Origin of the sequence: Frankia sp. CpI1-P (assembly GCF_001421075.1) — a bacterium.
Taxonomy (GTDB): domain Bacteria; phylum Actinomycetota; class Actinomycetes; order Frankiales; family Frankiaceae; genus Frankia; species Frankia torreyi.
Genome location: NZ_LJJX01000002.1, coordinates 114,508 through 139,196 on the forward strand (window position 1 = coordinate 114,508; position 24,689 = coordinate 139,196).

Here is a 24,689-nt window from a genome sequence, read left to right on the forward strand (position 1 = left end):
CGGCGTCGGCGGGCGGCGGNCGTCGCCGGCCGGCCAGCCCATCCGTGAGCTGCCACCCGTCGACCTCTCGTCGGCCTCGCCCGAGCCGGGCGCCGCCGGCATCGGCGGTCCCATCGCCGCCGTGAACGGTCCGGCCCCGCGTCCGAGCGTGTCCGTGCTCAACGTCGCCAACCTGCTGACGATCATCCGGCTGATCCTCGTGCCGGTCTTCGTGCTGTTGCTGTTCGCCGGCCCCGACGACGACGGATGGCGGTACGCGGCCTTCGTCGCCTACGCCGTCGCCGCGATCACCGACCAGGTCGACGGGTCCATCGCCCGCCACTGGCAGCTGGTCACCGACTTCGGCATCCTCGTCGACCCGATCGCCGACAAGGCGCTGACCGGCGCCGCGCTGATCTCGCTGTCCGTGCTCGGGGAGCTGCCGTGGCCGGTGACGGCGGTGATCCTGCTGCGCGAGGTCGGGGTCACGCTGCTGCGGCTGTGGGTGATCCGCTTCGGGGTGATCGCCGCGAGCCGCGGGGGCAAGGCGAAGACGCTGCTGCTGAACGTGGCGATCGGGCTCTACGTGCTGCCGCTGGCAGGGGTCGCCGCGACCAGCCGGGCGGTGATCCTCGCCGCGGGGGTGGTGGTCGCCGTCGTCACCGGGGTCGACTACGTGTACCGGGCGCTCGCGCTGCGGCGCCGCGCCGCGCGCGGCGCCACCGGCGAGCCCGCGGCCGGGACGGGCATCACCGACGACGAGGGGCTGACGGATGCGCGCTGAGCTGCTGGCGGTGGGGGACGAGCTCCTCTACGGCGACATCGTGAACGGCAACGCCGCGTGGCTCGGCCGCCAGCTCGCCGACGTCGGGGTGACGGTCGCGACGTCCACGGTCGTCGGCGACGACGTCGACGTGATCGCCACGGCGATCCGGGTGGCGCTGGAGCGCGCCGACGCCGTCGTGATGACCGGTGGTCTCGGGCCGACCCAGGACGACCTGACCCGCGAGGGCATCGCCGCGGCGGCCGGCGTCGAGCTGCGCCGCGACGACTTCCTGGAGGCCGAGCTGCGTCGGCGGTTCCGGACGATGGGCCGGCGCGCCGCCCGCGACGTCCCGGTGATGAACTACCGGCAGGCGGACCTGCCCGTGGGAGCGCAGCCGCTGCCCAACGGGCCGGGCACGGCACCGGGCATCCGGATGGAGATCGGCACGGGCGTCGTGTACGCCATGCCGGGCGTGCCCTTCGAGATGAACGACATGTTCACCGGCAGCGTCCTGCCCGACATCCTGCGCCGCGCGGGCCAGCCGGCGGTGGTCGTGCACCGGGTGCTACGCACGGCGGGGATGTGGGAGTCGGTGGTCGCCGAGGCGCTCGCGGCCGAGGTCGACCGGCTGGCGCCGATCGGCAACCCGCGGATCGCGTTCCTGGCCAGCGGCGGCCAGACCCGGGTTCGCATCACCGCCCGGGCACGCGACCGGGCCGAGGCCGAGACGTTGATCGCCCCGGTGGAGGCCGCGGCGCGCACGGCGCTCGGCGCCGGGGTGTACGGCGGCGAGGAGGACTCGCTGGAGAGCGTCGTGCTGGGGTTGCTGCGCGCGCGGTCGGCGACGCTCGCCGTCGCCGAGTCCATCACCGGCGGGCTGCTCGCGGGCCGGCTGACCGACGTGCCCGGGGCAAGTGTGGTGTTCCGCGGTGGCGTCGTATCCTACGCGACCGACGTCAAGGCGTCGGCGCTCGGGGTCGATCAGGCCCTGCTCGCCGCCGAGGGGGCGGTGTCGGCCAACACCGCCGCGGCGATGGCGGCCGGAGTGCGGGCACGCCTCGGTGCCGACTATGGGCTGGCCACCACGGGTGTCGCCGGGCCGGGGGAGCTGGAGGGCAAGCCGGCGGGTACGGTGCACCTGGGCCTCTCGGGCCCGGACGGGACGATCACCCGCTCGCTCCGTCTGCCCGGCGATCGCACGCGGGTGCGTGCCTTCGCCGCCGTGACCGCTCTGGACCTGGTGCGGCGTACTCTGGCGGGACTGCCGGGCAGCGAGATCGCCACCTTCGGTGACGACACCGCCAGCGGGTCGCGGGAGTAATCGCCGGACCCGAGGTGCTTACACAGTTACAGTCCCATCAACGAGGGCCCGAGGGCCACGGTGGTGGGTATACGGTGAACGCATCCCGCGGACGAAGGAGGAGGCTCGATGGTCCTGCTCCGACGCATGATCGGCGAGGCGTTGCGCCGCCGCCGTCAGGATCAGCACCGCACGCTCCGGGAGGTGTCCTCGGCGGCCAGGGTGTCGCTGGGCTACCTCTCCGAGGTGGAGCGTGGGCAGAAGGAGGCCAGCTCCGAGCTGCTCGCAGCCATCTGCGAGGCGTTGGGAGTCCGGCTCGCGGACCTGCTGCGCGAGGTGAGCGAGGACCTGGAGCTCGCCGAGCTGGCGGTGGGTGCGGGCGTCGGCGGGGCCACGGTCGTGGTGCCGGCCCGCCCGACGGTCGTGGATCGGGCTGCCTGAGCTCTCCCGGTCGCGCCCGCTCGACGGCCGCAGGCCCTGCCTTGGGCCGGTCTTCGCGTGCGACCTCCCGCTGGTCACTGCCGGTGTTCGAGGCCGGCCAGGCTTCGTGTGCTGTGGTCCGCACTAGCATGGTTCCTGTGCGTCGACGGTCTTCGGTGACGGAGTGGGACGGTACCGGGAGCTCCGCGTACGGATCTCTTTCCGGGGCACGCCAAGGAACGCAAGCGGCTCCGACCCGAGAGGACGAGCATGAGTGCGATCCGTAGCCCGCTGTCCGACGAGGCCCGTTCCGTCACCGGCGAGGCGTTGCAGGGCGCCTTGGTCGATCTGATTGATCTGTCCCTGTTCGCGAAGCAGTTGCACTGGAACGTCATCGGCCGGAACTTTCGCAGTGTGCACCGCCAGCTCGATGAGATCGTGGAGCTGGCCCGCCGCTACGCGGACGCCGTCGCCGAACGGGCCGTAGCCATCGGGGCGAACCCGGACGGCCAGTCGTCGACCGTCGCCCGCGGCACCCATCTGCACGGAGTCGAGGTCGGTTATCTCGCCGACGAGAAGGTGGTCCGGCTCATCGCCGACGTGCTCGCCGAAGTCGTCACCCGTATGCGCATCCGGATGGACGCGACCGAGCAGCCCGACCCGGTCACCCAGGATCTGGTCATCGACGTCGTGCGCGAGCTGGAGGAACAGCACTGGATGTTCCAGGCGATGGTCTGAGCCCGGCCCGCCACCGGGGCCGCCGCCACCAGGACCACCGGCCCGAACGGGCGACTCCGGTGGCGGCGCGCGGGTCGGTCTGNCACTCTCCCCGGGTAGTTCTCACGGTGCAGCTTGAGTCGGTCGTCGTCCCCCCGGGCATGGCTCCCGGGCCTGGCCCGCAGGGAGAGAAGATCAGGTGAGCACCGCCTCGCAACCCGAGGAGGATGACGCAGCCCCGGAGCACCTGCCGATCCAGGTCTGCAAGGCGTGTAACGGGTTGGGCGAGCAACTGGTCGTCTTCGCGACGGCGCGCGGNGGCTTCGTGCCGGCCTGCCGCTCGTGCGTGGTCTGCCAGGGACGGGGCCGCACCGCGCTGTGCCCGCCCGTCTGACGGGATGNCCGCCCGTCTGACGGATGGACGACGCGATTGGTGTACCGGCCGGGTCACCACCGGGCCGAGGTCGTGCGACGATCGTGGTATGGCGAATGTCGTCCGCAAGATTGCCCGGTATCTCTCTGCGTCGGCGAACCNCAAGTTCGACGAGCGGGCCGACCCGCGGGTGCAGATCGACCAGGCCATCGAGGAGGCGCGCCGCCAGCACGAGGCGCTCGTGCAGCAGGCCGCGCTCGTCGTGGGAAACCAGCGTCAACTGGAGATGCGGCTGGCCCGTCAGGCCGAGGAGGTCGCCGGCCTGACCGAGTCGGCCCGCTCCTCGCTGCTGCTGGCGGATAACGCGCGGGCCTCGGGTGACCCGGTCTCCGCGGCGAGCTACGAGGAGACCGCGCAGGCATTCGCCGGCCAGCTCGTCTCCGCGGAGACCTCCCTCGAGGATCTGAAGAACCTGCACCGCCAGGCGGCGGCCTCCGCGGCCCAGGCGCGCACGGCGGTCGAGGACAACACGGCGCGGATGCAGCGCCACCTGGCCGAGCGGGCCCGGCTGCTGACCCAGATCGAGCACGCCGCCATGCAGGAGCAGATGACCCAGGCGATGGAGGGCATGTCGTCGCTGGCCCCGGCCGGCGACACCCCGACGCTCGCCGAGATCCGCGACAAGGTCGAGCACCGCTACGCGGTGGCGCTCGGTCGCCATGAGCTCGCCTCGCAGGGGATGGAGGCGCGGATGGTCGAGGTCCGACGCGCGACCATGGACGCCCGGGCCCTGTCTCGGCTGGCCGAGCTGCGCGGCGATCTCGGCAGCGGGACGCCGGCGGCACTCGGTGCCGGGGCCGACCCGCAGCGGCCGTCGCTGACCAAGGGGCAGTCAGACGGCGAGCCGTACCGGGCGCCCGACGCCGGCGGCCGGGGCGCGCCACCGCCTGCCGCGGGCGGGCAGGGCGCCGACGGGCCCGCGTCCGCGCCCGGTGGGCCGGCGGCGTGAGCCGGGTGGGGAGCCGACGGTGACGGACTGGCCGACGCGCGACGGTCGGGCGGACTCCCCCGGCGCCCCCGGTCCCGCAGCCTCCCCCGGTCCCGCGGCCTCCCCCGGCGCCCCCGGCCGGGCGTGGGATCGTGTTCAGGCGCTTCTCGACGGGCGGTCCAGCGTGGCACGCGCGACCGCGGCCGCCGCAGCCGCCGTCGTACCCGCTCTGCCGGCCTGGGTCGGCGCCGACGTCGAGCGACGGTCGCTGGAGCGGGCCGAGCGCCGGGCCGGGCGCGGGCTGCGCTGGGCCCGGCGGCGGGAGGCGGCCAGCGTGTCGATCTGGACCGGGGTCGCCGCGCTGACCCCCGTGGCCGCCGTGGCGTACGACTCCTGGGGCTGGCTGGTGGCCGGCGGGGCCGCGCTCGCCCGGGCGGCCCTCGCCGGGCGCGAACTGGGACTGCTGCGGCGGGCCGACAACGGGCTCCCGCTGCCGCGTACCCCCGCGCCGAGCCTGTGGGAGCTGCGTCGGTCTGCGGCCGCCGAGCCGCTGCGCCGCGGGGAGGCGGGGCTGGCCGCGCTCGTGGCGATGACCCGTTCCCTCGGCCCGGGCCCGGCCCGAACGTTCCTGCAGACGGCAGTGGCCGGCGCGGCGGAGCTGGTCGACGGGCTGCGCGTCGGTGCGGCCCGGGTCGTCGCCTGCGAGGCGGCCGTTCGGGCGATCTCCCATCCCGGGCGGCGGGCCGAGCTCGCCCGGAGCACCGAGGCCCTGGTGGCGACGATGGCGACGTCAGTCGCCGTCTTCGACGACCTGCTCGCCGCGGCCGGCGAGACGGTCGGTACCGTGTCGTCGTCGGCACCCGGCCTGATCAGGCTGCGCGAGGACACCGAGGCGCTGCGGGAGTACGCGGCGGCCCTGCGGGATCTCGCGGGCGTCTAGCCGTCCGGCTTGCCGCAGCCCCGCCGCGCGCGGCTGGAGCACCCATGCTCGGGCCGGTACGAACTGCGAGGCTCCGACCACGTGTCGTCTATTCGACTGGGTGGCACCTTCGGGTCGTAGATCGCCACGTTTACAGCCGGTTCACTGAATACGGTGCGTAACGAATGGCAATTAGGCATACGGTCCGTTGGGCTGGAGAACGCCATTCTCTTGGCTTTCTCGGCGTTTTGTCACCGTTTGGTGGTGTTGCTCCGGCGTAGGAGCGTTGGTTCCGGGTCCGTGGAGCGTACGGTGCGTGCATGTTGGGCGGCCGTGCCGCGTGTACGGAGAAGTCGGGACTGGCTTGCCCAGGAGTGGATGTGTAATGTCCGGCTTGTCCAAAGTCCGCTGCTTGGCACTCAGCGGACATAGAAGACCAAGGCGCATCGCGGTTCTGCTGGTGCTGGCGCGCACCAGGCCGGCCGTGATCGCGCTGGGGGGTGGCGCGGTCCGAGCAAGTCAGAGGTGGACTGAACCGTGACATGCCCTGCCGGGGAGTTCCCCCCGGTTGATTCCGCAACCGCGACGGCAACTGCAACGTCCCTGGCCGAGCTGGACCGGCCCTACAGCGAGCAGCGTTGGTCGCTGATGCTGCCCCACCGGNAGCGGCTGATCCACATCGCTCGCCGTCGGCTGCCGAGCAAGGCCGACGCGGAGGACTGCGTGCACGAGGCGTTCATCCGTGCCGCGGGCTTCCGGGACCTCGACGCAAGCCGAGTCGGTCAGTTCCTGACGACGACGGTGCTGCGCCTGTGCGTCGACCACCACCGGGCCCGTCAGCGCGCGGAGCGGGCGGTCGTCCGCGGGTACCTGCAGCCGTGGGAACCCGCGCCCGACGACGCCGTCTGCGACCGGGCGGAGGCCCGCTGGCTGCTGGCCCGGGCCGGTTCGCTGCGTGGCCGTGAGCGTCAGGTGATCATGGCGCGGGCGGCCGGGATGAGCACGCGGGAGGCGGCGGCGGACCTGGAAATCAGCCTCAAGGCGGCCGAGGGTGCCTTCACCCGTGGCCGGGCGCGGCTGATCTCCTTCTCCCGGAACTGACGGTTCGCCAGGATCGGGCGTGTACTACGCGCCATCACGCACCATCAGGCACCACCTTCCCCGGCATCAGGCCGGCGGACGCGGCCGGAGCGCGCCTCGGCGCCTCGGTTCGCACGTCCGCGACGGGCGACGGCTCCTGCGGGAGCCGCCGGTCCGGCCTGGCATCGGGGGCACCAGGTGGTGCGCCGGCTCTCGTCGTCGACCCGGCCGGGTATCCGGCTCTGGTCGGCTGTGAGTATCCGGCTCCCGCACCGCCGGCAAGGCCGCCCGGCCCGGCCGTAGACCCAGTGCTCCTCCCCGGGTCGCATTGACCCGGTCGTCACCTGATGCCCACCGTGGGCGCCGGTCCTGATCATCGCTTGGGCTCGTCGCACGAGTCCCGGTAGATCGGGTACGTCGCCCACGGGCGTCCAGGGTGACACCCCGGCGACAAAGCAGGCCTCGGTCCGCCAGATGTTGCCCAGGCCGGCGATGATGCGCTGGTCGAGCAGCGCGGCACCGATCTGCCGCTGCGGCGTTGCCCGCAGCGCCGCCACCACAACGTCCAGATCCCAGTCCGCGCCGAGCACGTCCGGGCCGAGATGGCCGACGGCGTCCTGTTCGCGNCTCGTCGCCAGCAGCTCGACGACCGCCAGCCGGTACCCGACCGCAACCTGCTCCGCGGTGGTGAGCACGACCCGGATCTGCCAGGCCGGACCGCCCGACCAAGCCACCCCCGGACGGTAGAGGTGCCACGAGCCCTCCATCCGAAAATGGGTGTGCAGGCTCAGCCCGCCGTCGAACCGGGTCAGCAGGTGCTTGCCGCGCGCCGCCACCTCGATGATCCGCTGGCCGGAGAGGTCGGCCGTGGCCAGGTGGGGCACCCGGAAGTCGGTGCTCAGCAGCCGCGCGCCGGCGAGTGCGGCGTCCATCCGCCGGGCCGCCCGCCACACGGTGTCGCCCTCGGGCATCCCCGCCTCCCCCCGCATCCTCCGCGCCTGCGTGGCCGATGCCTGCGCCGTCCACCTTCCGCCGTTCGACGCCTCACGTCACCTGCCGCTGCAGGTCCGGTCCCGGTCCCGGTCCCGGTCCCGGTCACGGTCACGACTGGGGCGCATCGGCCGGGCGGGGCGAGCGGCGTTGCGGGAGCCGCCGGGCGACCACGATCGCGCCGAACAGCCCGATGCCGACCGTGAGGCCGAAGGCGACCGCGAGCCCGGTGTCCGGCGCGCCGGTCGTCGCCTGGCTCGCCGCGACCGCCACACCGCTCACTCCGGCGCCGAACGCGGTGCCCAGGTTGTCGCTGAGTGCCACCGCGGTGCTGGCCACCCCGTGCCGGTCGGGCGGCGTCTCGCCGAGGACCAGCGTGACGATCGTCGAGTACGACAGACCGATTCCCACCCCGGCGACTCCCCAGCAGGCGATCGGGACGGCCAACGGCACGCTCGCGGGCAGCAGCACGGTGGCGAACCCGCCCGTGCCGAGGGCGACCAGTCCGAGTCCCGCCCCGATGAGCTCGCGGTACGACCGGCGCTCGGCGAGTCGGGCCTGCGTCCAGGAGCCCGCCGTCCAGCACAGAGTCGCCGTGGACACCGCGAGTCCCGCCGTGGTGGTCGACGCGTGCCGCACCGCGGTGATCGACAATGGCACGAAGGTGTCCGCGCCGAAGAAGGCCCAGGTCAGTAAGCCCCGGGCGGCCACGGCGGCGGGGACACCGGGACGCAGGCGTAGGGTGCCGGCCGGCAGCAGCCGGCGCAGCGGGCCGAGACCGCAGGCGACGCCGGCGGCGATCAGTGACAGGCCGGGCGGCGAGCGGTTCGTCAGCCCGGCCAGGACGAGGCCCGCGCCGCCGCTGATCCGCGCCGCCGCGACGATCGGGATCCGGACGTGCCCGCCAGCCGGCCGTCCCGGTAGCGCGCGCAGCGCCCGGAAGGGGATGCCCCCCGCGGCGACGGTCAGCGGCAGCAGCCCGCCGAAGACCCAGCGCCAGCCGGCGTGGGCGGCGATCAGGCCGGCCAGCGCCGGCCCGCCGAGGCCCGGCACCACCCAGGCGGTGGAGAGCACCGCAAACACCCGGGGGCGCAGCTCGGCGGGGTAGACGCGGCCGATCATGGCGTAGGCGATCGCCGGGATCGCCCCGCCGCCGAGGCCCTGCAACCCCCGGCCGACGACGAGCACGCCCATCGTCGGCGCCAGGGCGGCGAGCAGCAGCCCGGCGCAGAAGAACAGCAGCCCGACGGCGAACGGGCGGGCCGGCCCGGCCCGGTCGGCGNCGGCGCCGGCCAGCACGATGCCGACCGTCGTGCCGAGGAAGAACGCACTGGTCGCCCAGCCGTACAGGCCGACGCCGTCGAGATCGGCGGCCACGTCCGGTAGCACCGTGACCACGGCGAGGGCCTCGAACGCGACCAGCGTGATGATCGTGACGAGACCGACGGTCAGCGCCCTGATCCGTCGGTCCCACAGGGACCGCACCGCCGGCCCGCGACCGCCTTCTTCGCGTGCCCCGACCTGGTCGGTCAAGCCCGCAGCCGCAGGCCGCGCGGCGTCGGATGGAAGCCGGCGCGTTCGAGGGCGGCNCCGAGGCCACTCGCGGCGATCGGCTCCCCGTCGGCCTTCTCCACGGTCAGCCGGCCGAGTGATCCGTCCGTGACGGCGCGGGCCAGGGCGTCCACGGCGGTCCCGGTGAGGCGTTCGTCCGCCGTCCACGACAGCAGTGACCGCCCGCCCCGCTCCACGTAGAGGACGAGTTCGCCGTCGACGAGGACGACCAGCGCTCCTGCCTTACGGCCGGGTCGGTGCCCGGCCGCCGCGTCCACCCCCGGTTCCGGCCGGTCCGGCCACGCCAGTGCGGCACCGAAGGGGTTGGCCGGATCGGTGGCCGCGAGAACCACGGCCGCGGGCCCTGCACCGGCCCGGCCCACCGCGGAGGCGGGCCGGCGGGGATCCGCCTGCGCCCACGGCCCGCCGTCATCCGCCGAGGTGCCCAGGTCGGATCCGATCGGAGGCGGCGCCCAGGAGGGGGCCTGGGCCGCGTCGCGCTGCGCTGCGGCGATCGCCCGTAGCCGATCGACCGCGCCGGGCACGGCGAACTGGGCGGCGCCCAGCGACTCGACGAAGTAGCCGCGCCGGGCCCGGCCCGCGTCCTCGAACGCGCTGAGCACCCGGTAGACCGCGGCGAAACCGCCGGGCGGGCGCTCGCTGGTCACCGCCCCCCGGGTGACGATGCCGTGCCGGTCGAGCAGCGCCTCCGCGAGCGCGTGGCCACGGCGGGTCGGGTCCTCGTCGCGCTCGGGTAGCAGCGACCACCGGCCGGCCGCGGTGGGGGGGCCGGTCCGCCGCGGCAGCATCGGCCGACCGTAGCGGGACTGCCGCGGCCGCGGGGCCCGTCGCCCCGCCCCGGGTCCGGCGGTCCCGCCGGTGGCACTCAGGGCGACGCGCAGCGGCGCGAGAGTGTCGTTGGTGATCAGGCCCGCCCAGACGAGATCCCACAGGGCCGCGGTCAGGGCGGTGTCGTCGAGCGAGCCGACCCGATCCGACAGGGCCCGGAAGAACAGCGCCGCGCCGTCCGCGAGGGCGTCGAGGACCGCGGCATGCGGCTGCCCGGCGGCGGCGTCGAGGTCGGCCGCGGGCAGCAGGAGGGCGGCGGCATCGGCGGTTACCAGCGTCAGCCAGCCGTCGCCGCCGGGCAGGCCGCCGGCACCCGCCCAGTGGACCTCGCCGGCGGAGCACAGTTCGTCCAGCATCGCGGGGGAGTAGTCGGTGACCCGGGCTGGCAGGACGAGCTGCTCCCAGGCGCTCGCCGGGATCAGGACGCCCTGCAGTTGTTCGACGGCCCGCAGCACGCCGTCGACCCCCCGGCCCCGACCGCTGGTCACCCCCTGCCAGGTGGGTAGGAAGGCGCCGAATGCTCGGGTCGGCACGGCCTCGACCTCGCGGCGCAGCGCGGCGAGACTGCGCCGGCGCAGCGCGCGCAGCACCCCGGCGTCGCACCACTGCATGCCCGTGCGCTCGGGATGCAGCTCGCCGCGCACCAGCCGGCCCTCGGCCGTCATGGTCTCGAGCACCCCGACGACGACCGCCGTGCCCAGTCCCAGACGCCGCGCCGGTTCCTCGGCATCGAACGGACCGTGGGTGCGGGCGTACCGGGAGATCAGATCGCCCAGCGGGTCGCGCGCCGGCTGGGTGAACGCCTCGGGCACCCCCACCGGCAGGGGGACGCCGAGGGCGTCGCGCAGCCGGCCCNCGTCCTCGACCGGCACCCAACGTTCCTCACCGGCGATGCGTACCCGCAGGATCCTGCGATCGTGCTCCAGCTCGGCCAGCCAGGCCGGGGTGGCGCCCCGGTCGATGGCCTCCTGCATGGTCAGGTCGCCGACGATGCGCAGCAGGTCGGCGACCCCCTCGGCGTCGCGGGCGCGCCGCTCGGGAGCGAGCCGGGTGAGTTCGGCGGTCACCTGGGCGAGCGCGGCGGGATCGATCAGCTCCCGCAGGTCGGCCTCGCCGAGCAGCTCGGCGAGCAGCGAGCTGTCCAGCGACAGCACCTGGGCGCGGCGTTCGGCCAGTGGTGCGTCGCCGTCGTACAGGAACGCGGCGACGTAGCCGAACAGCAGCGACGAGGCAAACGGCGACGGGGACGCCGTCTCCACCTCGACCACCCGCAGCGATCTGGCTGCCACCGCACGCATGAGCCCGACCAGCGCCGGGGTGTCGAACACGTCCTGCAGGCATTCCCGCATCGTCTCCAGCACGATCGGGAAGTCGCTGAACGTGGCGGCGACGGTGAGGAGCTGAGCGCTGCGCTGGCGCTGCTGCCACAGCGGGGTCCGCCGCCCGGGGGTGCGCCGCGGCAGCAGCAGGGCCCGCCCGGCGCACTCCCGGAACCGGCTGGCGAACAGGGCGCTGCCGCCGATCTCCGCCCGCACGATCGCGTCGATCTCGTCCGGATCGAACAGCGCGAGATCCGCGCCCGGCACCTCCGCCGCGTCCGGGATCCGGGCGACGATGCCGTCGTCGGTGTGCATGATCTGCACCTCGGTGCCGTACCGCTCCCGCAGCCGGGCCCCGAGCGCCAGGGCCCAGGGCGCGTTGACCGGGGCGCCGAACGGCGAGTGCACGGCGAGGCGCCAGTCGCCGATCTCGTCCCGGAACCGCTCGACGACGATCGTGCGATCGTCTCCCAGGTGCCCGACGGCGGCCCGCTGCTCGTCGAGGTAACGCAGCAGGTTCGCGGTGGCCCAGTCGTCCAGCCCGGCGGCCCGCACCCGCTCGGCCGCGGCCGGCGCCGGCAGCCGGCCGACCTCGCGCAGGAAGGCGCCGAGCGCGCGACCGAGCTCGGCGGGCCGACCGGGGGCGTCGCCGTGCCAGAAGGGCAGCCGGCCGGGGCGGCCCGGCGCCGGGGTGACCAGCACCCGGTCCGCGGTGATCTGCTCGATCCGCCAGCTTGACGAGCCGAGCAGCACGACGTCACCGACCCGCGACTCGTAGACCATCTCCTCGTCGAGCTCGCCGACCCGGCTGGCCTTCTCCCCGACCAGGAACACACCGAACATGCCCCGGTCGGGGATCGTTCCGCCGCTGGTCACCGCAAGCCGCTGCGCGCCGGGCCGGCCACGCAGGATGCCGGTGGTTCGGTCCCAGGTGATGCGGGGACGCAACTCGGCGAAGGCATCGGAGGGGTAGCGCCCGGCGAGCATGTCGAGCACGGCCTCCAGGACCGAGGCCGGCAGGGACGTGAAGGACGCGGCCCGCCGGGCCAGCGCGCCGAGATCGTCGACGGACCAGTCGTCCATCGCCGTCATCGCCACGATCTGCTGGGCGAGCACGTCCAGCGGGTTACGCGGAGCGTGGACCTCCTCGATCGCCCCCGCCCGCATCCGCTCGGCGACCACGGCGCTCTCGAGCAGGTCCCCGCGATGCTGCGGCAGGACCACGCCGAGGCTCGTGGCGTCGACCTGGTGACCGGCGCGGCCGACGCGCTGCATGCCGGCGGCGACGCTGGGTGGCGAGCCGATCTGGACGACGAGGTCGACCGCGCCCATGTCGATTCCCAGTTCCAGGCTGGAGGTCGCCACGACCGCCGGCAGCCGCCCGGCCTTGAGATCATCCTCGATGAGCAACCGCTGCTCCCGGCTGACACTGCCGTGGTGTGCCCGCGCGACCTCCGGCCACCCGGCGGTGCCGCCGCCCTGGCCAGCCGCGCCCATCATCGCGGCCGGGGCCACGCGCGCCGGGGTTGCCCCGGTGCCGTCGAGCCCGGCCGCGACCGGGCTCGACTCCGGCCCCCCGGCCGCGGCTGCGGCCTCGACCAACCGGTCGGCGTAGAGCTCGTTCAGCCGGGCGCACAGCCGCTCGGCGAGCCGCCGCGAGTTGGCGAACACGATCGTCGACGAGTGCGCCAGCACCAGGTCGAGNACGCGTTCCTCGACCGCCGGCCAGATCGACGCCCGTGGCGGGGCGGCCGCGGCGGAACCGTCCGACGGCGCGTCGACGAGCGGCTCGCCCAAGTGGGTCATGTCCGCCACGGGGACCACGACCTCGATCTCGAGGGTCTTCGCCGCCGGCGGCCGGACCACCGTCACCGGGGCCGCCCCGCCGAGGAAGCGCGCGACCTCCTCGACCGGGCGCACCGTGGCCGACAGGCCGATCCGCTGCGCCGGCGTCTCCAGCAGCGCGTCGAGGCGCTCCAGGCTGAGCGCTAGGTGGGCGCCGCGCTTGGTGCCGGCCACCGCGTGCACCTCGTCGACGATCACCGTGCGGACTCCGCGCAGCGCCTCGCGGGCCGCGCTGGTCAGCATGAGGAACAACGACTCCGGCGTGGTGATCAGGATGTCGGGCGGACGGGTCCCGAAGCTGCGCCGCTGGGCGGCCGGAGTATCGCCCGAACGGACGCCCACGATGATGTCGGGCTGGGGCAGGCCAAGGCGTTGAGCGGCGCCCCGGATCCCCGCCAGCGGGGCGCGCAGGTTGCGTTCCACATCGATGCCGAGCGCCTTGAGCGGGCTGATGTAGAGCACCCGGCACCGGCGCGTCGGCTCGGGCGGCGGCTGCGAACGGGCAAGTGTGTCCAGGGACCACAGGAACGCGGCGAGCGTCTTTCCGGAGCCCGTCGGGGCGACGACCAGCGCGTTGCCGCCCCCGCGGATCGCCCCCCACGCACCGTGCTGGGCGGGCGTCGGGGCGGCGAAGGCCGCGCCGAACCAGCTCCGCGTCGACGCGGAGAACGGCGCGAGCGGATCCGGCTGGTCGGTGGAGCTGCGGCTGGGCACGTCGTCCAGTCTGCGACGCGGTACCGACAGATTCCGGCGTCCGCGGTCCGTCGGGCTCGGTGGTCCAGCCGGGCCGGCCCGGCTGCGCCGGGTGCGTTCGGGTCCGGCGGATGCCCNCCGAGGCGTGGACCGATCGCCGCGGCGGCGGTTGACCCGGTCCTTTCCGGGCGGTGCACACTGGTGAGGTGCGGCTGACCGAGTTCTGGGCGAAGATGGACACACGGTTCGGTTCGGCCTACGCGGAGTCGTTTGCCCGCGATCATGTGCTCGCGGGGCTCGGCGGCGCGACGGTGGAGGCCGCCCTGGCCCGCGGTGACGACGCCAAGACCGTGTGGCGGGCCGTGTGCGACGCGTTCGACGTGCCCGCTCGGGAGCGTTGAGCGGGCGGATCGGCGTGTCGCCGATCCGTCGAACGCTTGTTCGGCTAGAGTTATCCCCATGCGGGCACTTATCCACAGATCACCCCCGGCCCTCGAAACTGTCGGACCCACGGCCTAACGTCACCCCCGTGGCCAAGAATCGACGACCTCAGCATGGAGTAACTCCAATGGCGGCAGGACTCGACCGTGACAAGGCGCTGGACAATGCCCTGGCGCAGATCGACAAGGCGTTCGGCAAGGGATCAGTCATGCGATTGGGGGACGACACCCGGNCGCCGATCCAGGCCATCCCCACGGGCTCGATCGCGCTGGATGTCGCGCTCGGTATCGGCGGCCTTCCGAAGGGCCGCGTCATCGAGATCTACGGCCCGGAGTCGTCCGGGAAGACGACCGTCGCCCTGCACGCCGTGGCGAACGCGCAGGCGGCCGGCGGCATCGCGGCGTTCATCGACGCCGAGCACGCCCTCGACCCGGAGTACGCGGGGAAGCTCGGTGTCGACATCGACAACCTGCTGGTCTCCCAGCCGGACACCGGTGAGCAGGCACTCGAGATCGCGGACATGCTCGTGCGGTCCGGTGCGCTGGACATCATCGTCATCGACTCGGTGGCGGCGCTGGTCCCGCGGGCCGAGATCGAGGGTGAGATGGGCGACAGCCACGTCGGCCTCCAGGCCCGGCTGATGTCGCAGGCCCTGCGCAAGATGACGGCCGCGCTGGCGAACTCCGGCACGACCGCGATTTTCATCAACCAGCTCCGCGAGAAGATCGGCGTCATGTTCGGTTCGCCGGAGACCACGACCGGTGGAAAGGCGCTGAAATTCTACGCGTCGGTGCGCCTCGATGTCCGCCGTATCGAGACGCTCAAGGACGGCACGGAGGCCGTGGGTAACCGCACGCGGGTCAAAGTGGTGAAGAACAAGGTCGCCCCACCGTTCCGGACCGCCGAATTCGACATCGTCTACGGCGGTGGTATCAGCCGCGAGGGNTCCCTCATCGACATGGGCGTCGAACACGGCATCATCCGCAAGTCCGGTGCCTGGTACACCTACGACGGCGACCAGCTCGGCCAGGGCAAGGAGAACGCCCGGTCGTTCCTGCGGGACAATCCCGACCTGGCCAACGAGATCGAGAAGAAGATCAAGGAAAAGCTCGGCATCCTGCCCAGCGTCGAATCCGACGTTGTGGCACCGGTCCCCGTCGACCTCTAACCGATGGTGGGAGCCGGTCGGCGCGATGCCGAACGCCGTCTGACCGCCGGCACCGACGCCGCAGGCGATCCCGGTGCCGGTCGGCCGACGGATCCGGTCGTCGTCGCGCGGGAGATCTGCCTGCGCCTGCTGGCGACGCGGGCGCGCAGCAGGGCCGAACTGGCCACGACCCTGCGCCGCCGAGGCGTGGCCGACGACGTCGTCGCGACGGTCCTCGACCGACTGGCCGCGGTCGGGCTCGTCGACGACGGTGCCTTCGCCGCCGCCTTCGTGTCCTCGGCGCGAACCCACCGCGGGCTCGGTCGGCAGGCGCTCGCCGCGGAACTGCGCCGGCGAGGGGTCCAGCCGGACGTGGTCGAGGCGGCCACGTCCGTTCTCGCCGCGGAGGACGAGGAGGAGACGGCCCGAGACCTCGTGCGGCGCCGGCTGCGATCGATGGACCGATTGCCCGAGCAGGCGCGGGCGCGACGGCTGCTGGCCATGCTCATGCGGCGGGGCTATCCGGCCGAGCTCGCGATCCGGGTCGTGCAGGAGCAGGTCGGCGCCGGTGCCGACGAGGGCGAGCCGCCGCCGACGACGTGGGACGACGGCGACCTCGACCCCTCCGCCTGAGCGCTAGCGGGAATTCCGCCGATTGTCAATGTGACGAATTTCTTGACCGGAGAATGTGACCCGACTTATTCTCCCAGAAAGGTGACAGGATCCCCCGCGGGGACGCGGTGACGATAGCTCGTTCAACTTCACAAGGAGGCAGCCGCCGCGAGCGGGTGTCCGAGTCGCTATGCCGGGTGGGCCATCACTGTTGATGGTCTGCTCCAGCGTGCCGTCGTGGGCTCCTTATCGTAATGGTGGAGTCCGCGTGCTGCCCCTCCACGGCTGTGATCGCGCCGGGTCGTGGGTCCTTCGCCGCTCCGATCCAGCCCGCCTGGGCGGGTCCGACGATAGCGGAGGGAGCAGCGGTGGACGGCGTTCTCGTCATCCTCTTGTCACTCGTTCTCGTCGTGCTCGCCGCGCTTATCCTCGCCGTGGCGTGGCTGGTGCGCACGGCGCGGGGGGATCGGCATTACGGCGCCGCGATACGCGCAGCCCGGAGCTCCTCGGGTATCGCGGCCTCGGCCGACGCGCTTCCGCTCGACGACGACTCCGAACCCGCGGTGCGGGTGCTGCCCCCCGTCCGGTCCGCGGCCGGTGGCGACCAGCAGGCGCATGACGCTCCCGCTGCGGCCGGCGGTGAGTCAGCGGCCGCACCGGACGCCGGCGCCGACCCCCCAGCCCCCCGGACGCCACGCCACGATGCGGCACCCGCGTCGGGGCCCGGGGCAACGGGCGGTGGCGCGCCCGCGCCGGCCACCGGATCGCCCGCCGACGCGGATGCGGGCCGGATCGCCGAGACGGTCGTCACCGGGGCGACCAGGCAGGATGCCTCGACGGAGGTGGCATCGGTCGATGGGCCGTCGCGGGAGCCGGCGTCGCGGGAGCCGGCGGCCGTGTCGGCGGTGTCAGCGGTGTCGGCGGAGTTGTCGGGGTCGGTGCGGCGGGCGGCCGAGCGGGAGGCGGCGCAGATTGTCGCGCGCGCGGAACGTGAGGCCGCGGAGCGGCTCGCCCGGGTCGAGCGGGAGGCCGCGGAAATCCGCCGACGTGGCGAGGACGAGGTCGCCTCGCTGCGCAACCAGGCCCGCGCCGAGGCCGCAGCCGATGCCTCCCGCGCGGAGGCCGCGGTGCGCGACGCGGCCCGTGTCGAGCTGGAGGCCGCCCGGGCCGAGATCGCCTCGGCCCGGACCTCCTTCGAGGACGAACTACGAGTCCGGCGGGCCGAGCTGCGCGGCCGGGAGGAGGCGCTCGCGGCCCGGGAACAGCGGGTCGAAGAGCGCACCGCCGGTCTGGACGAACACGCCAGCCGGGTCGCCGGGCGTGAGCAGGATCTGCTCGACCGGGAGGACGAGCTGGCCCGCAGGACGGCCGAGGCGGCGGATGTCGAGGCCGCCCGGCAGGCGGCGCTGGAGCGGATCGCCGAGCTGACCGCCGCCCAGGCCCGGGCGGAGCTGGTCTCGACCATCGAGCACGAGGCCCGCCGCGAGGCCGCCCTGCTGGTCCGTGAGATCGAGTCGCGGGCCGAGGAGGAGGGAGAGGAGCGAGCCCGCCGGATCGTGACCACGGCCATCCAGCGGGTCGCCTCCGAGCAGACCACCGAGTCGGTCGTGACCGTGCTGCACCTGCCGGGCGACGAGATGAAGGGCCGGATCATCGGCCGCGAGGGGCGCAACATCCGGACCTTCGAGTCCGTCACCGGGGTGAACGTGCTGATCGACGACACCCCGGAGGCGGTCCTGCTGAGCTGCTTCGACCCGGTGCGCCGGGAGATCGGCCGGATCACGCTGGCGGCGCTGGTGTCCGACGGGCGCATCCACCCGCATCGCATCGAGGAGGAGTACGCGCGGGCCCAGGTGGAGGTCGAGGAGCGCTGCGTGCGGGCCGGCGAGGACGCGCTGCTCGAGACCGGGATCTCCGAGATGCACCCCGAGCTGATCACTCTGCTCGGGCGGCTGCGTTACCGCACCAGCTACGGCCAGAACGTGCTCGCACACCTCATCGAGAGCGCTCACCTCGCCGGAATCATGGCAGCGGAGCTGCGGATGGCACTGCCCCTGGCGAAACGCGCGGCCCTGCTGCACGACCTCGGCAAGGCGCTGACGCATGAGGTCGAGGGTTCCCACGCGCTCATCGGCGCGGACGTGGCGCGCCGCTACGGGGAGACCGAGGAGGTCGTGCACGCGATCGAGGCGCACCACAACGAGGTCGCGCCCCGCTCCCTGTGCGCCGTGCTGACCCAGGCGGCCGACCAGATCTCCGGCGGCCGACCGGGGGCGCGCCGCGACAGCCTCGAGTCGTACGTGAAGCGGCTCGAACGGATCGAGCAGATCGCCGGTGATCGCCCGGGGGTCGACCGGGTGTTCGCGATGCAGGCGGGCCGGGAGGTGCGGGTCATGGTCGTCCCCGAGGAGGTCGACGACGTCGCCGCCCACCTGCTCGCCCGCGACGTAGCCCGGCAGATCGAGGACGAACTCACCTATCCGGGCCAGATCCGGGTGACCGTGGTCCGCGAGACCCGGGCGGTGGACACGGCCCGCTGACCAGGCGGCCGGCCGGTTCAGGTCCGGGGCGGTTCAGGTCCGGGTACCGCCCGGCCCACCCTGCTCGGGCACCGCTGCCGCCGGCCGGGCGCCCGTGGCCACCGCGCCGTCCACCGGCAGCTCCGCGTGCCCCCCGCCGAGCCGGCGGTTCTGCTGGCGGTCGAGCCATCGGGCCAGTGCCGACAGCAGGTTGTTGGTCACGATGTAGATCACGGCGATCACCGTGTAGATCGGCAGGGCATACCGACTGCCGAGGAACTCCACGGCGCCGCGCCCGGAGCGCAGCAGCTCGCTGTAGGCGATGACGAAACCGAGCGAGGTGTCCTTGAGCAGGGTCACCAACTGGCTGATCAGCGTCGGGCTCATCCGCCGGACCGCCTGCGGGAACTGGATGAGTCGGAAGATCTGCACCGGCCGCAGCCCGAGCGCGGCGGCGGCCTCGGTCTGCCCCCGGTCGATCGAGGCGATTCCCGCCCGGAAGATCTCGCTGATCACCGCCCCGTTGTAGGCAGTCAGGCCGAGCACCAGGGCCCAGAAGGCCGACAGCTTCCAGCCGAGCGCCGGCAGCCCCAGGTAGGCGAACAGGATGAGCATGAGCACCGGCAGGCTGCGAAACAGCTCGACCACGGCGACGGCGGGGATGCGCACGGCCCGGTGCCGCGACATCCGGNCCATCGCCAGCGCGACGCCGAGGATCACGGCGAGGACCATCGCCGTCAGTGCCGCGCGCAGCGTGTCGAGCAGGCCGTTCCACAGCAGGGTCCGCAGGTCGGGCTGGTCGACGAACACGCTCCACAGCTCGCCGTCGAGCTGACCCTTGCTCGCCAGCCGCAGCAGGGCCAGCGTGACCAGACCGGCGATGACGACGAGCGCGATGATGCTGGAGATCAGGATGCGTCGCCGACCCCGGGGGCCGGGCGGATCCGCCAGGACGATCGGCGTGCCGCTCATCGTGCCCTCGCCACCCGTCGTTCGGTCAGGGCCAGCGCGCCCGCCAGCGCCAGGGTGAGGATCAGGTAGGCGACCACGCCGCCGAGCAGCACGGCGATGACCGAGTCCGGGTTGGCCGTCGTCAGCCGCTGCACCACCCCGGTCAGCTCCTGCACGCCGAACGCCGCGGCGATCGAGGTGTTGCGGATCAGGGCGCTGATCACGCTGCCGAGTGGCTGGAGCACGTTGCGGAACGCCTGCGGCAGCACGATCATCCGCAGCGTCTGGGTGAAGGTCAGACCGATCGCGCGGGCGGCCTCGGCCTGTCCCAGGTCGACTCCGTTGATGCCCGAGCGGACCGCCTCGCAGACCAGCGCCGCGTGGTAGATCGACAGGGCGACCACCGCGAAGGTGAAGTAGGAAAACACGATGTCGACCTGCGGCAGGACGAACACGACGAAGAAGAACACCACCGTCAGCGGGGTGTTGCGGACGATCTCCACGTAGGCGGTGCCGAACCAGCGCAGCGGGGGCACCGGGGAGACCCGCATCGCCGCGAGCGCGGTGCCGAGGATCAGCGCCGCGATCGCCGCGAACAGGCTCAGGCCCACCGTGCGGCGGAACCCCTCGGCGAAGATGTCGAGGTTGTCGAAGACGGCGTCGATCGCGATGCTCCCTCGTGCGGTGGAACGCCTGGTCGCGGTGACCGGTGGAACCAGCCGATCACCGCGACCAGTGGGTCAGGAGGTGTAGCGGTCGACGGGCGGCGGAGTCGGCGTGTTCGGCTCCACCTTGCCGACGGTCGAGCTGAACGCCTTCGCCCAGCGGCCGTCGGAGTACGAGGCCTCCAGCGTGTCGTTGATGAAGGTCCGGAAGGCGGTGTCGCCCTTCTTGATCCCGATGCCGTACGGCTCCCTGGTGAAGGTGCCGCCGACGAGCTTGAAGGCGTCCGGATCCTTGTCGATCAGGCCGAGCAGGATCACGTTGTCGGTGGTGACCGCGTCCACCTGCCCGTTCTTCAACGCGTCCGCGCACTTGCTGTACACGTCGAACANCACCAAGTGGGCGGCCGGCGCCACCTTGCGGATGTTCTCCGCCGGGGTGGAGCCGCTGACCGAGCACACCTTCTTGCCGGCGAGGGAGTCCTTGCCGGTGATGTCGGTGTTCTTCTTCGCCACCATGATCGATTGTCCGGCGACGTAGTACGNGCCGGCGAAGTCGACGACCTTCTTGCGCTTGTCGTTGATCGTGTACGTGGCGACGACCATGTCGACGCGGCCCTGCTGAATGAACGGCTCGCGGTTGGCCGACACCGTCTCGACGAAGTTCACCTTGTCGCGGGGGATCCCGAGGGCATCCGTGATGATCTCCGCGATCTGGACGTCGAAGCCCTCGGGCTTGCCGCTGAGGTTCTTCAGGCCGAACAGGTTCTGGTCGAACTTCGTCCCGACGGTGATCTTCCCTGCGTCGTGGAGGCGGGCCATGGTGGTGCCGGGGGCGAAGCTGGTCGCGGGGGTCGGGGCGGCCGAGTCCCCGCCGTCGTCGCTGCCGCAGGCGGTCAGGCCGAGGGTGGCGAGCATCGCGGCGCCGAGCAGCAGCGCGCCGCCGCGCCGCCGGGCGCGGCCGGCCCCGCCGGACTGTCGGGGCGAGCCCGCGCCGGGCTGCCCGGGGTCCCCGGGAAGACGCCCGGCGGTTGGCCGCCGGCCCCGACTGAACGGTGTACGCATGACCGATCCTCTCGCGATGCCCCGGACCGCCGGATCCGGAGCGGGGGCTGGTGTCGAATGAGGTGTCCCGGTGCTGCTCGGGGCGCGGCTCCCGCCCGGCGCGCGCCGGGCCATGGGGGTGGCCCTGCGCCGGAGCCGAGGCCGTCCCCGTCCCCATCAGTGCTGCGGTCAGTGCTGCGATCAGTGCTGCAGGATTCGGGCCAGGAAGTCCCTGGCCCGTTCGGACTTGGGCGCGCCGAAGAAGTCGTCGGGCGGTGCGATCTCCAGAATGCGACCGTCGGCCATGAAGGCCACGCGGTCGGCGGCGGAGCGGGCGAATCCCATCTCATGGGTGACCACGATCATGGTCATCCCGGTCGCGGCCAGGGACCGCATGACGTCGAGTACCTCGGAGATCATTTCGGGATCCAGCGCCGAGGTCGGCTCGTCGAACAGCATGAGAACCGGGTCCATGGCCAGCGCCCGGGCGATGGCGGCGCGCTGCTGCTGGCCGCCGGAGAGCTGCCGGGGCAGCCGGTCGGCCTTGTCCGCGATGCCGACCCGGGCCAGCAGTTCGCGGGCGCGGGCCTCGGCCTGGCCCCGTTTCTGCCCGAGCACCTTCGTCGGCCCGAGCGTCACGTTGTCGAGAATCGTGCGGTGGGCGAACAGATTGAACGACTGGAAAACCATTCCCACCCGGGACCGCATCCGAGCGAGTTCCCGCCCCTCCGCGGGCAGCGGGTTCCCCTCGAACAGGATACGGCCCTCGTCGATCGTCTCCAGCCGGTTGATGCAGCGGCACAGCGTTGACTTCCCGGATCCGGAGGGCCCGATGACGACAACGACCTCCCCTGCCTCGACGGACAGATCGACGTCGCTCAGTACCCGGTTGTCGCCGAAGGATTTCCCGACTCCCTCCAGGGTCACCAGGGGCACATCGACCTCCCGACACAATGGCAGAACGGTGTGGTGGTGGACCGAGCATCCCGGCGGATCCGGGACGGACGGGCCAGGCGCGCGGATAGTCGTGGGTCGGACAGGTGGACGGTCGCTGCGCTGGCGTTTCCGGACCGTTGCAGCGACATTCGCGGATGATACGCGACCGNCCGCCGAAGTCCGCGAATCTGTATATTTAGTGACATTGATTCGGGGGTGCTCGTCCCTCTGGGTGCCGTTCCGGCGCTGTCGTCCGGCCCGGCGGGGCGCCGGTCGCCCGCCGGGCTGCGGGCGACGCGCCGTAGGCTGGTTGACGTGATAGGCCGCAGCTACGAGGTACGCACGTTCGGGTGCCAGATGAACGTTCACGACTCCGAACGGCTCTCCGGACTGCTCGAGTCCGCCGGCTACGTCCCGGCCGCCCCCGGCAGCGAGGCCGACGTCGTGGTGTTCAACACCTGCGCGGTGCGGGAGAACGCCGACAACCGGCTGTACGGCAATCTCGGCCAGCTCGTCCCGATGAAGAAGAGCCACCCGGGGATGCAGATCGCCGTCGGGGGCTGCCTGGCGCAGAAGGACCGCTCGACGATCCTCGACCGGGCTCCCTGGGTCGACGTCGTCTTCGGCACCCACAATCTGCATCGCCTGCCGGTGCTGCTGGAGCGGGCCCGGCACAACGCCGCCGCCGAGCTGGAGATCGCCGAGGCGCTGGAAGTGTTTCCCAGCTCGCTGCCGACGCGGCGGGCCAGCCACCACTCGGCCTGGGTCAGCATCAGCGTGGGCTGCGACAACACCTGCACCTTCTGCATCGTGCCCAGCCTGCGTGGCCGCGAGCGCGATCGCCGGCCGGGCGAGGTACTGGCCGAGGTCGAGGCGCTCGTCGGCGAGGGGGCGCTGGAGATCACCCTGCTGGGGCAGAACGTGAACTCCTACGGCCGTTCGCTGGGCGATCCCGGGGCGTTCGCCAAGCTCCTGGTCGCCTGCGGCCGGGTCGACGGCCTGGAGCGGGTGCGCTTCACCTCGCCACATCCGCGGGACTTCACCGACGACGTCATCGAGGCGATGGCCGCCACGGCCAACGTCTGCCACCAGTTGCACATGCCCCTGCAGTCCGGTTCGGACGACGTGCTGCGCCGGATGCGCCGCTCCTACCGCCGGGACCGGTTTCTCGGCATCGTCGAGCGGGTGCGGGCGGCGATGCCGGACGCGGCCATCACCACCGACATCATCGTCGGTTTCCCCGGCGAGACCGAGGCGGACTTCGCCGACACCCTCGACGTCGTGCGCCAGGCGCGCTTCTCCGGGGCGTTCACCTTCCAGTACTCCCNGCGCCCGGGAACCCCGGCGGCGACGATGGACGGCCAGATCGACCGGGCCACCGTGGCCGAGCGGTACGCCCGCCTGGTCGCACTGCAGGACGAGGTCTCCTGGGAGCAGAACCGCGAGCTGGTCGGCCGGCGGGTCGAGCTGCTCGTCGCGGAGGGCGAGGGCCGTAAGGATGACGCCACCGGCCGGTTGTCCGGTCGGGCGCGCGACGGTCGTCTCGTGCACTTCCGGGCCGGTCCGGGACCCGTGGTGCGGCCCGGTGACGTCGTCGAGACCGTGGTGACGCGGGGGGCGCCGCACCATCTCACCGCCGACGGTTCGCTGCTGTCCCACCGCCGCACCCGCGCGGGTGACGCCTGGGAACTCGGCCGCACCGCTGCCGCCCACACCGGCGGCGGCGAGGGCGGCGGCACTGCGGCGGCCCGGCAGACCGTCGCCCTCGGCATGCCGTCGGTGGGGCCGGCGCCGAGCCCGGACCGCCGGTGACCTTCGTCGCCGCGGCCGTCTGCCCGCACCCGCCGCTGCTGGTCCCCGAGGTCGGCCGCGGCGAGCAGGTCCACGCCCGCGCCGCAGCCGTGGACGCGGTGCGGCGGCTGTGCGCCGCGCGGCCGGACCGCATCGTGGTGGTCGGGGACGCGCCGGCCGAGACGCGCTACGGGCCCGAGTCGGCCGGGTCGCTCGCCGGCTTCGGGGTGGACCTGCACGTGCCGCTCGGACCGCCCGCCGCAGGGCCGCCCGCCGCCGCGGCGCCGTCGCTGCCCCTGTCGTTGACCGTCGGCGCCTGGCTGTTGGCGAGCGCCGGCTGGTCCGGGGACCGCACGGCGCTCGGGGTGCCGGCCGGTCATTCCCCGCGGCAGGCAGCCGGCCTCGGTGAACGTCTCGTCGCGCAGGTGCGGCGCGGGGAGCGGCTCGCCCTGCTCGTCATGGGTGACGGGTCGGCGCGGCGCACCCTGAAGGCGCCGGGAGGGCTCGACGAGCGCGCTGCGGCGTTCGACGCCGCCGCCGCGGCGGCCCTGGCCGGACCTGATCCGGCCGCGCTGCTCGACCTCGATCCCGAGCTGGCGGCCGAGCTGCTGGCGGCCGGCCGGGCGTCGTGGCAGGTCCTCGCCGGTGCGCTACTCGCCGCGACTCGGGACGACACGCCAACCGAAGCCTGGTCCAGCGAGCTCATCTATGACGACGCGCCCTACGGTGTCGGCTATCTGGTTGCCGTATGGAATCGGNGGGGCGCGCAACGTGGTAGGGAGTCCGGCTGAACTGCC

The 24,689-nt window shown here is 73.2% G+C and carries 13 protein-coding genes and 17 pseudogenes; 16 read left to right on the forward strand and 14 right to left on the reverse strand.

Translation table 11 applies throughout. From position 1 onward, the window contains the following. Positions 1-20 precede the first annotated feature (20 nt). The 7 genes and pseudogenes from FF86_RS02050 to FF86_RS02085 form a co-directional block, all read left to right on the forward strand. Positions 21-763: pseudogene (locus tag FF86_RS02050) on the forward strand (CDP-alcohol phosphatidyltransferase family protein); the annotation flags it as partial. After that, positions 753-2,066: a competence/damage-inducible protein A gene (locus FF86_RS02055; RefSeq protein WP_044883791.1), complete on the forward strand. Its 1,314-nt coding sequence runs from the start codon at positions 753-755 to the stop codon at positions 2,064-2,066. The pseudogene FF86_RS02050 and the gene FF86_RS02055, both read left to right, overlap by 11 nt. 108 nt (positions 2,067-2,174) lie before the next feature. Further along, complete coding sequence (locus FF86_RS02060; protein WP_009742389.1) at positions 2,175-2,486, forward strand: helix-turn-helix domain-containing protein; 312 nt, start codon at positions 2,175-2,177, stop codon at positions 2,484-2,486. A gap of 249 nt (positions 2,487-2,735) precedes the next feature. Next, entirely contained in the window at positions 2,736-3,203 is a 468-nt protein-coding gene (locus FF86_RS02065) for a Dps family protein (RefSeq protein WP_044883790.1), read from the forward strand. A gap of 514 nt (positions 3,204-3,717) precedes the next feature. Next, positions 3,718-4,564: pseudogene (locus FF86_RS02075) on the forward strand (PspA/IM30 family protein); the annotation flags it as partial. A gap of 19 nt (positions 4,565-4,583) precedes the next feature. Then, the gene (locus FF86_RS02080; RefSeq protein WP_052680967.1) at positions 4,584-5,483 is read left to right on the forward strand and encodes a phage shock envelope stress response protein PspM; all 900 of its coding nucleotides are present in this window, start codon (positions 4,584-4,586) and stop codon (positions 5,481-5,483) included. 643 nt (positions 5,484-6,126) lie between these two features. After that, positions 6,127-6,563: pseudogene (locus FF86_RS02085) on the forward strand (RNA polymerase sigma factor); the annotation flags it as partial. Between the two features lie 44 nt (positions 6,564-6,607). On the opposite strand, the pseudogene FF86_RS38395 reads toward FF86_RS02085, so the two are convergent. The 7 genes and pseudogenes from FF86_RS38395 to FF86_RS38420 all read right to left on the reverse strand — a co-directional run. Then, positions 6,608-7,168 (reverse strand): annotated as a pseudogene (locus tag FF86_RS38395) (Fpg/Nei family DNA glycosylase); the annotation flags it as partial. A gap of 1 nt (position 7,169) precedes the next feature. After that, a pseudogene (locus FF86_RS38400) lies at positions 7,170-7,513 on the reverse strand (DNA-formamidopyrimidine glycosylase family protein); the annotation flags it as partial. Positions 7,514-7,643: 130 nt separating this feature from the next. Then, a partial coding sequence (locus FF86_RS02095) for an MFS transporter (protein ID WP_242418018.1) occupies positions 7,644-8,814 on the reverse strand: 1,171 nt, incomplete at its 5' end. Position 8,815: 1 nt separating this feature from the next. After that, a pseudogene (locus FF86_RS38405) lies at positions 8,816-9,017 on the reverse strand (MFS transporter); the annotation flags it as partial. 105 nt (positions 9,018-9,122) lie between these two features. Further along, positions 9,123-10,787: pseudogene (locus FF86_RS38410) on the reverse strand (DEAD/DEAH box helicase); the annotation flags it as partial. Position 10,788: 1 nt separating this feature from the next. Then, a pseudogene (locus tag FF86_RS38415) lies at positions 10,789-12,955 on the reverse strand (helicase-related protein); the annotation flags it as partial. Between the two features lies 1 nt (position 12,956). Continuing rightward, a pseudogene (locus FF86_RS38420) lies at positions 12,957-13,810 on the reverse strand (DEAD/DEAH box helicase); the annotation flags it as partial. 185 nt (positions 13,811-13,995) lie between these two features. Between FF86_RS38420 and FF86_RS02105 the strand changes: the two are divergent. The 6 genes and pseudogenes from FF86_RS02105 to rny all read left to right on the forward strand — a co-directional run bounded on the left by FF86_RS02105 (position 13,996) and on the right by rny (position 18,529). Further along, the gene (locus FF86_RS02105; protein WP_044883859.1) at positions 13,996-14,190 is read left to right on the forward strand and encodes a DUF3046 domain-containing protein; all 195 of its coding nucleotides are present in this window, start codon (positions 13,996-13,998) and stop codon (positions 14,188-14,190) included. Between the two features lie 167 nt (positions 14,191-14,357). Next, positions 14,358-14,462 (forward strand): annotated as a pseudogene (locus tag FF86_RS38425) (DNA recombination/repair protein RecA); the annotation flags it as partial. A 1-nt stretch (position 14,463) separates the two neighbouring features. Continuing rightward, a pseudogene (recA, locus tag FF86_RS02110) lies at positions 14,464-15,175 on the forward strand (recombinase RecA); the annotation flags it as partial. Between the two features lies 1 nt (position 15,176). Further along, positions 15,177-15,398: pseudogene (locus tag FF86_RS38430) on the forward strand (DNA recombination/repair protein RecA); the annotation flags it as partial. Positions 15,399-15,401: 3 nt separating this feature from the next. Beyond that, positions 15,402-16,010, forward strand: a complete 609-nt coding sequence (recX, locus tag FF86_RS02115; protein WP_044883783.1) for a recombination regulator RecX — start codon at positions 15,402-15,404, stop codon at positions 16,008-16,010. A 347-nt stretch (positions 16,011-16,357) separates the two neighbouring features. Beyond that, a complete protein-coding gene (gene rny / locus FF86_RS02120) occupies positions 16,358-18,529 on the forward strand; it encodes a ribonuclease Y (RefSeq protein ID WP_055863928.1) in 2,172 nt (723 codons plus the stop codon). 33 nt (positions 18,530-18,562) lie between these two features. Here the strand turns inward: rny and FF86_RS02125 are convergent. The 7 genes and pseudogenes from FF86_RS02125 to FF86_RS02140 form a co-directional block, all read right to left on the reverse strand. After that, the coding region (locus FF86_RS02125; protein WP_242418019.1) for an amino acid ABC transporter permease at positions 18,563-19,199 on the reverse strand (637 nt) is incomplete at its 5' end. Between the two features lies 1 nt (position 19,200). Further along, a pseudogene (locus tag FF86_RS38435) lies at positions 19,201-19,480 on the reverse strand (amino acid ABC transporter permease); the annotation flags it as partial. Continuing rightward, on the reverse strand, positions 19,477-20,124 hold the full coding sequence (locus FF86_RS02130) for an amino acid ABC transporter permease (RefSeq protein WP_044883780.1): 648 nt from the start codon (positions 20,122-20,124) through the stop codon (positions 19,477-19,479). The pseudogene FF86_RS38435 and the gene FF86_RS02130, both read right to left, overlap by 4 nt. Before the next feature lie 75 nt (positions 20,125-20,199). Beyond that, positions 20,200-20,513, reverse strand: a pseudogene (locus FF86_RS38440) (transporter substrate-binding domain-containing protein); the annotation flags it as partial. A 1-nt stretch (position 20,514) separates the two neighbouring features. Beyond that, positions 20,515-20,666 (reverse strand): annotated as a pseudogene (locus FF86_RS38445) (ABC transporter substrate-binding protein); the annotation flags it as partial. A gap of 1 nt (position 20,667) precedes the next feature. Beyond that, a pseudogene (locus FF86_RS38450) lies at positions 20,668-21,186 on the reverse strand (transporter substrate-binding domain-containing protein); the annotation flags it as partial. A gap of 180 nt (positions 21,187-21,366) precedes the next feature. After that, positions 21,367-22,101 carry an amino acid ABC transporter ATP-binding protein gene (locus FF86_RS02140; RefSeq protein WP_044883778.1) on the reverse strand — a complete coding sequence of 245 codons (735 nt, stop codon included), beginning with the start codon at positions 22,099-22,101 and terminating at the stop codon, positions 21,367-21,369. A gap of 315 nt (positions 22,102-22,416) precedes the next feature. On the opposite strand from FF86_RS02140, the gene miaB reads away from it, so the two are divergent. From miaB to FF86_RS02150, 3 genes and pseudogenes are all read left to right on the forward strand, one after another. After that, positions 22,417-23,428, forward strand: a 1,012-nt coding sequence (miaB, locus tag FF86_RS38455; RefSeq protein ID WP_255355682.1) for a tRNA (N6-isopentenyl adenosine(37)-C2)-methylthiotransferase MiaB, incomplete at its 3' end; no start/stop codon positions are given. 1 nt (position 23,429) lies between these two features. Continuing rightward, a pseudogene (locus FF86_RS38460) lies at positions 23,430-23,913 on the forward strand (tRNA (N6-isopentenyl adenosine(37)-C2)-methylthiotransferase MiaB); the annotation flags it as partial. Next, on the forward strand, positions 23,910-24,650 hold a 741-nt coding region (locus FF86_RS02150; RefSeq protein WP_242418022.1), incomplete at its 3' end, for a class III extradiol dioxygenase subunit B-like domain-containing protein. The pseudogene FF86_RS38460 and the gene FF86_RS02150, both read left to right, overlap by 4 nt. Positions 24,651-24,689: the final 39 nt, after the last annotated feature.

Coding starts and splice junctions, on each gene's coding strand:
- FF86_RS02055 (WP_044883791.1), top strand. CDS start 753: ATGCGCGCTGAGCTGCTGGCGGTGGGGGACGAGCTCCTCTACGGCGAC.
- FF86_RS02060 (WP_009742389.1), top strand. CDS start 2,175: ATGGTCCTGCTCCGACGCATGATCGGCGAGGCGTTGCGCCGCCGCCGT.
- FF86_RS02065 (WP_044883790.1), top strand. CDS start 2,736: ATGAGTGCGATCCGTAGCCCGCTGTCCGACGAGGCCCGTTCCGTCACC.
- recX (WP_044883783.1), top strand. CDS start 15,402: ATGGTGGGAGCCGGTCGGCGCGATGCCGAACGCCGTCTGACCGCCGGC.